The sequence below is a fragment of the Marinobacterium rhizophilum genome, assembly GCF_024397915.1.
GTDB lineage: Bacteria > Pseudomonadota > Gammaproteobacteria > Pseudomonadales > Balneatricaceae > Marinobacterium_A > Marinobacterium_A rhizophilum_A.
On record NZ_CP073347.1, the window covers coordinates 3,261,507 to 3,274,813 of the forward strand.

General features: G+C 62.3%; 10 protein-coding genes. 4 read left to right on the forward strand and 6 right to left on the reverse strand.

What is annotated here, in order from left to right; all coding sequences use genetic code 11:
* Nucleotides 1-85 precede the first annotated feature (85 nt).
* Nucleotides 86-1,036 (forward strand): LysR family transcriptional regulator, encoded by a 951-nt coding sequence (locus tag KDW95_RS14665; RefSeq protein WP_255852564.1) that lies wholly within the window; start codon nucleotides 86-88, stop codon nucleotides 1,034-1,036.
* Nucleotides 1,037-1,184: 148 nt separating this feature from the next.
* Here KDW95_RS14665 and KDW95_RS14670 read toward each other — a convergent pair whose 3' ends face one another.
* From KDW95_RS14670 to KDW95_RS14695, 6 genes are all read right to left on the reverse strand, one after another.
* Nucleotides 1,185-1,889, reverse strand: coding sequence for a glutamine amidotransferase-related protein (locus tag KDW95_RS14670; RefSeq protein WP_255852565.1), 705 nt, complete (start codon nucleotides 1,887-1,889; stop codon nucleotides 1,185-1,187).
* A 225-nt stretch (nucleotides 1,890-2,114) separates the two neighbouring features.
* Entirely contained in the window at nucleotides 2,115-3,284 is a 1,170-nt protein-coding gene (locus KDW95_RS14675) for an iron-containing alcohol dehydrogenase (protein ID WP_255856522.1), read from the reverse strand.
* Between the two features lie 60 nt (nucleotides 3,285-3,344).
* Nucleotides 3,345-4,736 (reverse strand): aldehyde dehydrogenase family protein, encoded by a 1,392-nt coding sequence (locus tag KDW95_RS14680; RefSeq protein ID WP_255852566.1) that lies wholly within the window; start codon nucleotides 4,734-4,736, stop codon nucleotides 3,345-3,347.
* Between the two features lie 62 nt (nucleotides 4,737-4,798).
* Nucleotides 4,799-6,178, reverse strand: coding sequence for a glutamine synthetase family protein (locus KDW95_RS14685; RefSeq protein ID WP_255852567.1), 1,380 nt, complete (start codon nucleotides 6,176-6,178; stop codon nucleotides 4,799-4,801).
* An 89-nt stretch (nucleotides 6,179-6,267) separates the two neighbouring features.
* Nucleotides 6,268-7,701 (reverse strand): ethanolamine permease, encoded by a 1,434-nt coding sequence (gene eat / locus KDW95_RS14690; RefSeq protein ID WP_255852568.1) that lies wholly within the window; start codon nucleotides 7,699-7,701, stop codon nucleotides 6,268-6,270.
* 239 nt (nucleotides 7,702-7,940) lie between these two features.
* The gene (locus KDW95_RS14695) at nucleotides 7,941-8,834 is read right to left on the reverse strand and encodes a LysR family transcriptional regulator (RefSeq protein WP_255852569.1); all 894 of its coding nucleotides are present in this window, start codon (nucleotides 8,832-8,834) and stop codon (nucleotides 7,941-7,943) included.
* A 231-nt stretch (nucleotides 8,835-9,065) separates the two neighbouring features.
* Here KDW95_RS14695 and KDW95_RS14700 point away from each other — a divergent pair, with 231 nt between their 5' ends.
* From KDW95_RS14700 to KDW95_RS14710, 3 genes are read left to right on the forward strand one after another with little or no spacing between them, the layout of a single operon-like run.
* A complete protein-coding gene (locus tag KDW95_RS14700) occupies nucleotides 9,066-10,475 on the forward strand; it encodes a sodium/glutamate symporter (RefSeq protein WP_255852570.1) in 1,410 nt (469 codons plus the stop codon).
* Nucleotides 10,476-12,104, forward strand: coding sequence for an amidohydrolase (locus KDW95_RS14705; protein ID WP_255852571.1), 1,629 nt, complete (start codon nucleotides 10,476-10,478; stop codon nucleotides 12,102-12,104).
* Complete coding sequence (locus KDW95_RS14710; protein WP_255852572.1) at nucleotides 12,091-13,068, forward strand: CobW family GTP-binding protein; 978 nt, start codon at nucleotides 12,091-12,093, stop codon at nucleotides 13,066-13,068. Before KDW95_RS14705 ends, KDW95_RS14710 begins: the two co-directional genes overlap by 14 nt.
* Nucleotides 13,069-13,307 lie beyond the last annotated feature (239 nt).

Here is a 13,307-nt window from a genome sequence, read left to right on the forward strand (position 1 = left end):
GGGCTTCGCAGCAGTTGCCAACGGCTGTCACACAACGATAATGGAGGCCCTATTCCGTTGCCTGAGCGCACTCACAAGGGCTTTCATGTCGTCTTCCTTTGGCTTTGACCTGCGTACCCTGGAGGCTTTCGTCCAGATCGCCGAAACCGGCAACCTGACCCTGGCCGGACAGCGCCTGGGCATGAGCCAGTCGTCGCTGTCACAGCTCCTCACCAACCTGGAAGCCGAGATGCGCGTCGAACTGATGGACCGCAGCGTCCGTCCCATGGAAATCACCACTGCCGGACGCTACCTGTACGACCGCGCCCAAAGCCTGCTGCAGGAGGCACGCCTCACCAGCCAGAAAATGCGCAAGGCCGACTACAAGTTGCTGCGCCATGTAAAGATCGCCCTGGTGGACTCCATCATCACCGCCGTGGGCAAGCCCCTGATCGATGTGCTGCGCCGGCGTACCCAGAGCTGGGCCGCCATCACCGGGCAGTCCCATCTGCACGCCCACATGCTGCTGTCGCGCCAAGCCGACATCATCATCTCCGACGATCCGCTGGCCGACCACTCGGACCTGGACCGCCACCGTATTCTGAAGGAGCCCTTTGTACTGGCGGTACCCAACGACTACAGGGGGCCCAAAACCCTGGCCGAGGTGCTGCAGCGACTGGACTTTATCCGTTACAGCACCAGCTCGCTGATCGGCCAGGACGTGGAGCGCTTTCTGCGCCTGGCGCGCCAGGAACCGCCGCTACGGCTGCAGCTCGACAATTCCTTCGCCGTGGTCGCTGCCGTGGCCAGCAATATCGGCTGCACCATCACCACACCGCTGTGCCTGTTCCAGAGCGGCATCCGCCAGCACCAGGTCACGCTGCTGCCCCTGGGGCACGGTTTTGCCCGCGAGATCACCCTCACCACCCGCAAGGACGAGCTGGGCGACCTGCCCGGCATGATCGCCCGGGACTGCCGGCACATCCTGCAAAAGAGTTTCGTGGCCGAAATCGGTGCCGAATACGGCTGGCTGCTGCCGCAGATCAAGGTGGAATAGCGCTCGAGGCAGGGGCAAGGGGCAAGGGGCAAGGGGCAAGGGGTGGTACCCCGAATTACAAATTACGAATCACGAATTACGAATGACCCGCAGCACCCCATAGTCCGTGGCACGCGCGCAGCGGACTATGGGACACAGATAGGTCGATTTACCCTGCGTTGAAGAAATTGATGATCCAGCGCATCACCAGCACATCATCAACCTCGGCACTGAGGGAGTGCAGCGCCTCACGCACCCGGTTCGGTGGAATGCGACTCTGCCGGCTGAGGGTCAATTCGCGAGAATACTCCCTGGAAAACTCCGGATGCCCCTGCACGCTGAGCAGATGGTCCTGGTACTGCAGCATGTAATAGGGGCAGAAGGCACTGCTGGCCAGCACCTCGAACCCCTGCGGCAATCGACTAACCTGATCCTGGTGGCTGACCACCAGGTCGATACCCGGCTTGAACGGCTCCATCCAGGGCTTGCGGTGATCGATCTGGTTGAAGGACACCCCGACACCCCAGCCCCGTGCCGACTGTTCGACCTCACCGCCCAGCGCCCGTGCCAGCAGCTGATGACCAAAGCAGACACCGGCAAATTTTTTCTTGCCGGCATCGAGACGACGGATAAAGCCTGCCAGTTCGTCCACCCAGGCCAGGCCGTCCAGCACGCCGTGACGACTGCCGGAGGTGATATAGGCATCACACTCATCGATATCGGCCGGCAGTTCGCCGAGCCGCACATCGTAAACCGCAAACTCCAGCTGCGGGTCGACCTGCAGCATCAGGTCACGGAACATCTGTGGATAGTTGCCGAACGCCGGCTGCAGCTGCTCCTGCACGTCGTCGCACTGCAGAATGCCAATTTTCATCGCGCTCTCCTGTTTATTTAATCTGTACAAATAGGTTCCCTCCCTATTTGTCCGTCACGCCATAACTCTTTAGCCTGAAAGAATGAGCGCAGGTGCGCCGACGTGCTGAATTCTCCCGGGTGAAGAGATGGCGCTCGCACTGGCCTGCAGTCAATGATAAAGCCTCCCTGCTTCATCTATTGACCCGGGTTAATAGCTGGCTTGGGCGCGCCGGCAGCGGGCTAGTCAGAGCTCGCCTCGAATGGCACGACCGCAGAGCGCACTGTACTGCCCGGCGCTGAAACGGACCGGATTGCCGCCGGCGGACGGGTCCTCGGTGGCCATGCGGCCGATTTTCTCAAGCTGGCTCTCGTCGATGCCGATCTCGCCCAGGCTGTGGGGAATGCCGACTTCTGCACGCAGTTGCAGTACCCAGTCAAGAAAGCCATCGAAGCTCGCATCGGCCAGGCCGATATAGCGGGCGGCGCGCTCGATTCGCTCCCTCACCACTTCGCGGTTTGCCTTGAGCACGTAGGGCATCAGGATGGCATTGAGCAGGCCATGGTGGGCATCGAACAGCGCCCCCAGCGGATGGGCCAGCGCATGCATGCCCCCGAGACCTTTCTGAAAGGCCGTGGCCCCCATGGATGACGCCACTATCATCTGCATGCGCGCCTCCAGGTCCGTGCCGTCAGCCACGGCCCGTGGCAGGTATTCACGCACCAGACGAATGCCTTCGATGGCGATGCCCTCGGCCATGGGGTGCCAGAACGGCGAGCAGAGCGCTTCGAGGTTGTGGGACAGCGCATCCATGCCGGTGGCGGCGGTGACCTTCGGCGGCAGGCCAACGGTCAGGGCCGGGTCCAGAATCACGATGCCCGGCAACATCCTGGGGTGAAAGATGATTTTTTTGATGTGCTGCGCATCGTCGGTAATCACCGAGGCGCGGCCGACTTCCGAGCCAGTGCCGGCGGTCGTGGGCACCGCCACGATCGGCGCCACGCCCTCGGCATCAACGCGGGTCCAGTTGTCGCCCACATCCTCGAAATCCCACAGTTCCAGCGTCTGGCCGGCCATCAGTGCCACCGCCTTGGCCGCATCCAGCGCAGAGCCGCCGCCAAAGGCGATAACGCCATCGTGCTCGCCGGCCCGGTAGGCCGCCAGGCCATCCTCGACGTTCCTGCCGGTGGGGTTGCCCTTGATATCGCTGAACAGGCCGATGCGCAGCCCGGCAGCCCGGCACTGCGCCTGGGCCTCGGCCAGCATCGGCAATGCCGCAAGACCGGGGTCGGTGATCAGCAGCGGCGCCTGCATGCCCAGCGCCCTGCAGCTGTCGGCCAGTTCACTGATGCGACCGGCACCGGCGCGAATGCTGTTGGGGTAGTTCCAGTTAGCGTTCAGGTTTTCATAGCTCATGTTCATGTTCTCTGCTTGAGGTCACCGGCCAGAGGCCGGTCACCGGAATCGGTTGGGCGCTCAGATGCGGGTCTTCAGATGAAACGACTTGGGCCTTGTCAGCTGCTCAAAACCGACGCTCGACAGGGTACAGCCGCGACCGGAGTTCTTTACACCGGTCCAGGCCAGGGCCGGGTCCAGATAATCGCAGCGGTTGATAAAGAAGGTACCGGTGTCCAGTTGCTCGCCGATGGCCACGCCGGCATCGATATCCCGGGTGAAGACCGAAGCGGTGAGGCCAAACTCGGAGTCGTTCATCAGCGCCACGGCTTCGTCATCCGAGCTGACCTTCTGAATGGCCACCACCGGGCCAAAGGTTTCTTCCGTCATGACCCGCATACCGTGGTGCACCTGGGTCAGCACCTGGGGCGCCAGGTAGGCACTGCCAGGGGCATCCAGCGGAAAATCGGCCGGGTTGATATGGGCGATGGCGCCGGCGGCAACGGCCTCGCTCACCTGGCCGCGGATAAAGTCGGCGGCGCTGGCGCGCACCACCGGCCCCAGAGTAGTGTCGGGATCATCGGAACGGCCCAGCCGGTATTGTTTCACCAGCACCACCGCCTGCTCGACAAAGCGGTCATAGACAGACTCGTGCACATAGATGCGCTCGATGCCGCAGCAGGACTGGCCGGAGTTGAAAAAGGCGCCATCGACGGTGGTTTCCACCGCATAGGCAAGATCCGCATCGGCCCGCACATAGGCCGGATCCTTGCCGCCGAGTTCCAGCCCCACGCCGATAAAGCGTCCTGCTGCGGCTTTTTCCACCATGGTCCCGCCCGGCACCGAACCGGTAAAGCAGACATGGTGAATGCGTTCATCCTGGATCAGGCCCTGGGTGTCGGCATGGGCCAGGTGCAGGTACTGGAACACGCCCTCTGGCAAACCGGCGGCGGCAAAGGCTTCGGCGAAGCGTTCGGCGCAGAGCGGCGTCTGGGCGGAGTGTTTCAGAATCACGCTGTTACCGGCCAGGATCGCCGGAATGATGGCATTCACCGCCGTCATGTAGGGGAAGTTCCAGGGCGCAATCACGAACACCGTGCCCACGGCTTCACGGGTGATATAACGGCTGAAGCCCGATTTTTCCGCTAGTTGAATCGGCTGCAGTGCCTCGGTGGCGGCGGCGATCATGTAGCGGGCGCGCTCTTCCAGCCCGCCCACCTCGCCGGCGGCATAGCGGATAGGCCGGCCCATTTGCCAGCACAGTTCCAGTGCGATTTCGTCCTTGCGGGCGACAAAGGCATCCACCATGCGGCTGCACAGCGCCATGCGCTCCTGCAGCGATGTGCGCTTCCAGGACTGCTGGGCCGAGGCGGCCCGGGCCAGGCAGGCGTCTATCTCGCCGGCCGTGGCGTAATCGCGCACCACGTATTCGGAACCGTCAATCGGGGACAGGGGTTTCAGCTGTTTGCTCATGTCTGTACTCGTCTCAATTCAGGTACCCGTCGCGACGGGCGGATCATCGGCTGCTGCCGGGCTCAGATAATTTCGAAGTAGCGCTGCAGCTCCCAGTCGCTCACATGCTTGCGGTATTCCTGGCACTCCCATACCCGGGTGGCGGCGTAATGCTCGACAAAGGCCTCGCCGAACAGCTCCTTGGCCGCTTCGCAATCCCGCAGTGCCACGGCGGCCTCGTGCAGGGAGAGCGGCAGCGCCAGGCTCTGCGGATGCGGCTGACTGTAGGCATTGCCCTGCACGGCCTCCTCGGGTTCAACCGCGTTCTCAATGCCCCACAGGCCCGCGCCCAGTGCCGCCGCCAGGGCGATATAGGGGTTGGCATCGGCGGAGCCCAGGCGAAACTCGACCCGCTGGGACTTCTCTGATCCCGGAATGACCCGCAGCGCAGTGGTACGGTTTTCCACCGCCCAGGTCGCATCCGTGGGCGCCCAGAAGCCCGGAATCAGGCGAGAATAGGCGTTCACCGTCTGGGCCATCATGGCCAGCAGTTGCGGCATCAGCTTCTGCTGCCCGCCGATGAAGTGGCGCTGCTGCCGGCTCATGTTGTGCGGCTGCGTGGGGTCATGGAACACCGAGCCGGAACCGTCCTTGTGCCTGAGCGACATGTGGATATGTCCGGATTGCCCCGGATAGTCGTTGGACCACTTGGCCATGAAGGTGGCCATCATGTTGTTGCGCTGTGCCCACACCTTGGTGAAGGTCTTGAACAGCGCGGCCTTGTCGGCCGCATCCGAGGCGTTATCCACCACCAGGGCGGCCTCCAGCACACCGGGGCCGGTTTCGGTATGCAGGCCCTCGATGGGGAAATCCATCTGGCGCGAGAATTCGAGCAGATCATGGTACAGCTCGGCGTGCACGGAGTTGCGCAGCATCGAATAGCCATGGAAGCCCGGGGTGATGGGTTTCAGGTCACGATAGCCCTTCTCGCGAATCGAGTCCGGCGTCTCGTTGAACAGGAAGAATTCGTACTCGAAGGCCGCGTACGGCTCAAAGCCCATCCGGTCGGCGCGCTTGAGCACGCGCTGCAACAGGTTGCGCGGGCAGACGGTATCGGCTGGCGCATCGAATTCGCAGATAAACAGCAGCATGTCCTTCTCGAACGGCAGGTCACGGCAGGTATGGGGCAGGACCCGCACCGGTGCATCCGGATAGGCGGTGTGCCAGCCGGTGTATTTGACGCCGACGTTTTCATACAGCTGATCATTGGAATCCCAGCCCAGCACCACGTCACAGAAGGCAAAACCGCTTTCCAGCGCACTGAAAAACTTCTCCTTGCACATGTACTTGCCGCGCATGATGCCATCGACATCATAGAGCCCCACCTTGACGTCACGCAGGCCGCGTTCTTCCACGATCCGTTTGGCATCGGCAACCGTTTTTACATCTCTGGGATTCATCATCTTGGATATCCTCGGGGCAGGCTGAGCGCCTCAGCCTGCCGTTCTTATTGTCATGTCCGCAGGCCTGTCGGCCTGCGCAAAGGCTCTGCTTAGCTCAGCTCGGATTCGGCCCGGGCGATGGCTTCGAACTCCTCCTCCGGTGCCCGGGCGACGAGGCGATGGCGACTGTAGAAGGCAAAGTAGGCCACCATGACCGCATAGAAGACACCACTCCAGATGGCCGCTTCGGTGCTCACCAGAAAGGTGGAGGCAAAGGCCGCGATGGACAGTACAAAGGCGATGCCGGAGGTCAGGGAACCGCCCGGCGTTTTATAGGGGCGTTCCAGCTCAGGCTCCTTGCGGCGCAGAATCATGTGGGACAGGGTCATCAGGGCATAGGAAATGGTTGCGCCGAACACCGCCATGGTAATCATCAGGTCCCCCTCGCCGGTCAGGGACAGTCCGAAGCCGATCAGGCCCGGAACGACAAGCGCCAGGGTGGGCACCTTGTTGCTGCCGGTTACCGACAGCCAGCGTGGCAGGTAGCCGGCTCGGGACAGGGCAAACACCTGGCGTGAATAAGCATAGATAATGGAAAAGAAGGATGCGATCAGGCCGAACAGCCCCACCAGGTTGACGAAGGTCGCTGCGCTTGAGTCCTCACCGTAAACTGCCTGCAGCGCGCCCACCAGCGGGGCGCCGTGATCCTTCATCAGATCGGCGCCGGCCACACCGGGCGCCAGAAACAGTACCAGGATACCGAACACCAGCAGCACGGCCATGGCGGTGATGATGCCGCGGGGCATGTCCCTCGCCGGGTTCTTGCATTCTTCCGCCGCCAGCGGTACGCCCTCGACCGCCAGGAACAGCCACATGGCAAAGGGCAGCGCCGCCCAGATGCCGATATAGCCTTCGGGTAAAAAGCTGCTGGCACCGGCGGCGGCCGTGTTAATGCTGACATCGAACAGGTTATCAACACTGAAGTACGGCAGGGTGCCGACGATAAACACCAGGATGGCAGCCACCGCGAGCCCGGTGATCACCATCATGATCTTCAGTGCCTCCCCGGCACCCCACAGGTGAATGCCGATAAAAACCGCGTAGAAGGCCGCATAGACCAGCGGACCATCGAGCCCGAACAGCTCATTGACGTAGCCACCGATAAAGATCGCGATAGCGGCCGGCGCAATGGCGTACTCGAGCAGAATGGCGGTACCGGTCAGGTAGCCCCCCCAGGGGCCCAGGGCCCGGCGGGCAAAGCTGTAGCCGCCACCGGCAGTAGGCAGGGAGGCCGACAGCTCGGCCAGGCTCAGCACCTTGCAGCTGTACATCAGCGCCATCAGCACCGTGGCAATCAGCATGCCGCCAAAGCCGCCCTGCCCCAGGCCAAAGTTCCAGCCGGCAAAGTCGCCGGAAATCACGTAAGACACCCCAAGGCTCGCCAGCAAAATCCAGCCGGCGGCGCCCTTTTTGAGCTGGCGCTTGTCGAGGTAGTCGCTGGAAACGGACTCGTATCCCACCGAGGTGGTCGTCATCTCTGTCATCGAAAAAACCCTCTGCGATCCCGGAACCCGGGTCGGCCTGTTGTTATTGTTTGAGTCGCTCAGGAAGGCCCGCAGGCCAGCCCGGCAAAACGGGTACGCCAGCCACTCTAGCCCGCCGATACCGCGACACCTACACAGGTTAAAGGCCAGCAATAGGGTAGTATCGATTTTTTTAATACTATGATTTTTTCGTTTAATATCAGACCACTCGGTAAGGCTTCAGCCCGAAACGGGGCCTGTCAGTCCGGCGGCACCCAGGCGCGCAGGAAGTCGACAAACTTCTGCTGTACCGGCGCCACCTCAGCTTTCAGCCAGGCCGCTTCGGTGCACACCCGGGCCGTCACTCCCTTCAGCGGACGCAACACCACCCCCTGGCGGTTGAAGCTTCCGGCGCTTTGCAGGTGTACGGTCACGCCGATATTGGCGGCCACAAAGCCGAACACACCCTCGCTGTTATACGCCTCCTGAGCCACACTGGGCAGAAACCCTGCCTGGATACAGAGCGCATCAAGCTGGCGCCGGTAATGGGACCAACCGCTCATGCTCCCCAATACAAAGGGCTCCCGCGCCAGGTCGGCCAATTCCACCTCTGGCTGCTCAGCCAGGGGGTGGTGCTTTGGCAGCACCGCAACGTAGCGGTCCCGCTGCACGACGGTACGGTCGAGATCCGGCTCCAGCAGCGGTCCCGTCACGAAGGCGAAGTCGATAGCCCCTTCCTTGAGCTTATCCAGCTGCTGCTGGGTAGAACCGTATATCAGCTCGGTACTGATGTCGGGATAGCAGCGGTGAAAACCGTCCAGAATGCTAGGAAGCTGGCCCGACACGGCGAAATCGGTGTAGCCAATGCGCAGCTGGCCGATATGCCCGGCGGCAGCCTTGCGGGCCTGCTGCACGGCACTGTCCAGACGCACAAATATGGCCTTGGTCTCGGCCAGAAAAACGCGTCCGGCCTCGGTGAGCTCGACCCGGCGATTGGTGCGCAGCAGCAACACCTCACCGATGACGTCTTCCAGCTGCACAATGGTGCGACTCAGGGCCGGCTGGGCCAGGTTGAGCCGCTCGGCAGCGCGGCGAAAGTGCAGCTCCTCGGCCACCGCTTCAAAGGCGCGCAAATGACGCAAATCGATTCGCATAGTGATGCCCTTAAAGTATCAATTGTTAGCTATTCGATATTATACAAGTCACATTCGATCCTCTACCTTGAACGTCTGTCTGCATACGGCGCCTCTGCGTCGATGCCGGCGATCCTTTCAACTATCGGAGGTCATAAAGTCAGGGCTCAAGCCCGCTCCCATTGCCAACAGATACTGCGCTGATTCGTTTCAACAATAAAAACAGCAAAAACCAAACAGACGAGGTTCATCATGGGAAGTACCTTTCACGGCGTTATTGCCTTTGCGCTTCTTGCCAGCATGCTGCTGTGCGGCAGCCTGCTGCGCAACCGTATCAGTTTGCTGCGCAACTCACTGGTTCCGGCCAGCATCATCGGCGGCCTGCTGGGGTTCACGCTGCTCTCACTGGGGCTGATACCCGGTTTCGAGGCCACGGATTTCACGGCCCTGACCTTCCACTTTTTCACACTGAGCTTCATGTCCCTGTGCCTCACGGGCAACAGCAAGGATACGTCCCTGTCCGGCGGCAGCATAGTGCGCGGTGGCCTCTGGCTCACCCTGATCTGGACCATCAGCCTGGGGCTGCAGGGCGTGATCGGCTATGCAGTCATCGCGGCCTACGACGCCCTGACCGGCGCGAGTGTGAGCGAATGGCTCGGCGCCATTATCACCCACGGCTTTACCCAGGGTCCGGGCCAGGCGCTGACCTACGGGGGCATCTGGGAGAAGGATTACGGCATTGAAAACGCCGCCCAGGTAGGCCTGATCTACGCCTCCCTCGGTTTTCTGGTGGCCTTCCTGGTCGGCGTGCCGATGGCGAAGAACTTTATCCGGCGCGGCCTGAACGCCAACAAGGCCTCGAATATGGGCGACGACTTCAAGTCCGGTTTTTACTCTGATGAACAGAAACCCGTCAGCGGGCACATGATTTCGCACCCGGCCAACCTCGACTCCCTGGCCTACCATTTGGGGCTGCTGGCCCTGGCGTACGTGCTGACCTACATCTGGCTTGGCGCCATGCAGCCGGTCGTGGCGGACTTCCAGCCCGGCGGCATCAACTTGTCGGTACTGTTCAGCTACAACCTGTTTTTCTGTCACGGGCTGGCGGTCTGCGTACTGCTGCGCCTGACCATAGACCGCCTGGGTCTGTCACACCGGGTCGATGACGAAACCTTCAAGCGCATTACCGGCTCCTCGGTGGATTTCATGGTGGTCGGCACCCTGATGAGCATCAAATTTGCCGTGCTTTACGCCCTGCTGACCCCCATCCTGCTGGTGACCGCCGCCGTGACTCTGGCCACCCTGATCGGCTGCCTGTTCCTCGCTCGCCTCAGCGGCACTCTTGGCCGGGAGCGGGCTATCACAGCCTTCGGCTGCTGCTGCGGATCCACTGGTACCGGCCTGCTGCTGTTGCGCATGATGGATGCCAACTTCAGCACCTCGGTCCCCAAGGAGCTGGCGTTCTTCAACCTGGCGATTGTCATTACCAACTTTCATATCCTGTTCGTCTTCGCCCCGCTGGTACCCTCCCTCGGTGGCTGGACTTACCTGATGATCTTTGGCGGCAATGCGCTGCTCTTCCTTGCCTCTGTGCCATTGCTGATGAAACGCCGCCCCGAAGCTGGCCAGGCGCCTGTAAACCCGATCAAGGAGCCCTGTTAAATGTCCATTACCGTGTTCGCTGCCAGGCGCATCATCACCATGAACCCGTCGCAGCCAGAGGCCACCCATATCGCGGTACGCGATGGCCGCGTGCTGGCGGTGGGGCCGCTGGAGTCCATGCAGGAACTGGGACCATATAGCCTGGATGAGCGTTTCGCCGATAACTTTATCCTGCCGGGTTTCGTCGAGGGACACAGCCACGCGCTGGAAGGTGCCATGTGGAACTATCTGTACCTGGGCTATTTTCCCCGCACCGACCCCGATGGCCGGTGCTGGGAAGGCGCCAGCAGCATCGAGGCCATGCAGCAGTGCCTGCGCCAGGCCGCTGCAAAATTGCCCGCCGATACGCCGCTGATCGCCTGGGGCTTCGATCCGGTGTATTTCGAGGGCAGCCGCATCGATCGACGTCAGCTCGATGCCGCTGTGGATAATCGTCCGGTGGTCGTCATGCACGCCAATCTGCATGTGATGACGGTCAACAGCCGGATGCTGCAGCTGTCACGCCTGGATCAGCACGCCGGTGTCGAGGGCATCATGCTCGACAGCGGCGGCCGGCCCAATGGCGAACTGCAGGAGATGGCTGCCATGCATGCCATCTTTGAAACCCTGGGTACCAACCTGTTCGAATCGGTATCGGCCCCCGAAACCCTGCGCCGCTACGGCCAGGTGGCCCGCAATGCCGGCGTGACCACCATTACCGATCTGTATAACCCGCTTACCGACGAGGGCATCGCCACGCTGCGCCAGGTTACCGCCGAGCAAGGGTTCCCCGCGCGGCTGGTGCCGGCGCTGAGCGCCCTGTCCTGGACGCCGGAGCAAGGTGTCGAACGGCTGCGGCAGTGCCTGGAACTGGGTAATGACAAGCTGCACTTCGGGCTGGTCAAGATGATGACCGACGGCTCCATCCAGGGTTACACGGCCCGCATGAAATGGCCCTTCTACCACGATGGCCATGGCAATGGCATCTGGAACGCCCCGCCCGATGCGTTGCAGCACATGGTGCAGGTCTATCATCAGGCCGGGCTGCAGCTGCATATCCATACCAACGGCGACGAGGCCGTGGAGCTGATGCTGGATGCGGTGGAAACGGCGCTGGAGCTTTGGCCCCGCGCCGACCACCGTCACACGCTGCAACACTGCCAGGTCATCGACCATGCCCAGCTGCGCCGCACCGCCAAGCTCGGCCTGTGCCTCAACATGTTTGCCAATCACCTGTACTACTGGGGTGATATTCACCGCGAACGTACCCTCGGTTTCGAGCGCAGCCGTCGCCTCGAGCCCCTGGCGTCGGCACGGCGCCAGGGCATAGTGACCGCCATCCATAGCGACGCGCCGGTCACGCCACTGGGGCCGCTGTTCACCGCCTGGTGCGCCGTCATGCGCCAGAGCGCATCCGGCCAGGTGCTGGGCGAACACGAAAGGGTCAGCGTGGCCGAGGCGCTGGAGATGATTACGCTGGGCGCCGCCTATACGCTACGACTGGATGACCGGGTGGGCAGCCTTGAAGTCGGCAAGTACGCCGATATGGCGGTACTCGGACAGGATCCCTATGCCGTTGAACCGGACCAGTTGCGGGATATTCCGGTGCTGGCCACGGTGCTGGGGGGCCAGGTGCATGCCAATCGCTGAAAAGGTTCCCCTGACCGTCATCAGTGGTTTCCTGGGGGCCGGCAAGACCAGCTGGCTCAACCGGCAGATTCGCGCCGGCCTGCCCCGCAACAGCCTGATTCTGGTAAACGACTTTGGCGCGATCAATATCGATGCCCAACTGATCGAATACCAGGACGAGCGCATTCTGCGCCTGGCCAATGGCTGCATCTGCTGCACCCTCGGCGGCACCCTGGCCGAGCAGCTGGCCCAGGCCATGCGCATGGAGCCGCGCCCCAGCGCCCTCTATATCGAGGCCAGCGGTGTCGCGGAACCGGCCCGCATTGCCGATATCGCCCGGGTTTCACGCCAGCTCAGCCTCGCAGCAGTGGTGTGCCTGGTCGATGCCAGCCAGATCGACGCCCACGCCAGCAGCCGCTACACCGGTACTGTCTGGCGTGCCCAGATCAGAACCGCAGACCAGCTGCACGTCAATCGCATGGCCACCGACAGCTCCCGTCGGGCAGGTCAGCTGGCGGCACTGCGGGTACTCAACCCGGGCGCAAGGCTCTGTCTTGAGGGCGATCAAGCGTCCACGCCGGACGACAGGGCGAGCACCGCACTGGACCCGACAGCGACAGCACCCGTACTGGCAGCGGCAAACCGGGTTGCCTCCCGCGCACCGACATCCGCAGCCGGGCACGCCTGGCGCTCGGCCAGCCTGAACTATGCCGGCCCCGTTGATGCCATTCAGCTCGAAGCACTGCTGCAGCAATACGCCGACGTGGTGCTGCGCGCCAAGGGCATACTGGCACGCGGCGATCACGCCCGCCCCCAGGTCTTTCAACTCAGCGGCAGCCGCACCAGCTGGCTGCCGGCCAGGCCCACCGCGGCAGGCAACCAGCTGGTCTGCATCGGCATCGGCGGGCCACGTTTCGATGCCCTTATACAGCAACTGGAGGCGCTGAATCCGACCGACAGCCCTCAACCCGTCCCTGTCCGCTAGTCCCTTTAAACCCCGGGCGCCCGCAGCTCCGGCGCCCGGTTTTTTGGTTTTCTGGCGGGCAACTTTGCCCCCCTTCTGCGACACGGCATCCAGCACCCGCCCTGGGCAAGCTGGATTACTTTCACTCACTTTCAGATGCAATTCAGTTTCGGCGACTAAGGTGAATTCCAGCTTCGCAACGGGCGCAACTTCCAGGCCCTGCGAACAACCTGGCGGGCCGCTGGAGCCGCCATTTCCCT

Bases quoted from the DNA above. Each gene is read 5' to 3' on its own strand.
- KDW95_RS14665 (WP_255852564.1), top strand. From the start codon at position 86: ATGTCGTCTTCCTTTGGCTTTGACCTGCGTACCCTGGAGGCTTTCGTC.
- KDW95_RS14670 (WP_255852565.1), bottom strand. From the start codon at position 1,889: ATGAAAATTGGCATTCTGCAGTGCGACGACGTGCAGGAGCAGCTGCAG.
- KDW95_RS14675 (WP_255856522.1), bottom strand. From the start codon at position 3,284: ATGAGCTATGAAAACCTGAACGCTAACTGGAACTACCCCAACAGCATT.
- KDW95_RS14680 (WP_255852566.1), bottom strand. From the start codon at position 4,736: ATGAGCAAACAGCTGAAACCCCTGTCCCCGATTGACGGTTCCGAATAC.
- KDW95_RS14685 (WP_255852567.1), bottom strand. From the start codon at position 6,178: ATGATGAATCCCAGAGATGTAAAAACGGTTGCCGATGCCAAACGGATC.
- eat (WP_255852568.1), bottom strand. From the start codon at position 7,701: ATGACAGAGATGACGACCACCTCGGTGGGATACGAGTCCGTTTCCAGC.
- KDW95_RS14695 (WP_255852569.1), bottom strand. From the start codon at position 8,834: ATGCGAATCGATTTGCGTCATTTGCGCGCCTTTGAAGCGGTGGCCGAG.
- KDW95_RS14700 (WP_255852570.1), top strand. From the start codon at position 9,066: ATGGGAAGTACCTTTCACGGCGTTATTGCCTTTGCGCTTCTTGCCAGC.
- KDW95_RS14705 (WP_255852571.1), top strand. From the start codon at position 10,476: ATGTCCATTACCGTGTTCGCTGCCAGGCGCATCATCACCATGAACCCG.
- KDW95_RS14710 (WP_255852572.1), top strand. From the start codon at position 12,091: ATGCCAATCGCTGAAAAGGTTCCCCTGACCGTCATCAGTGGTTTCCTG.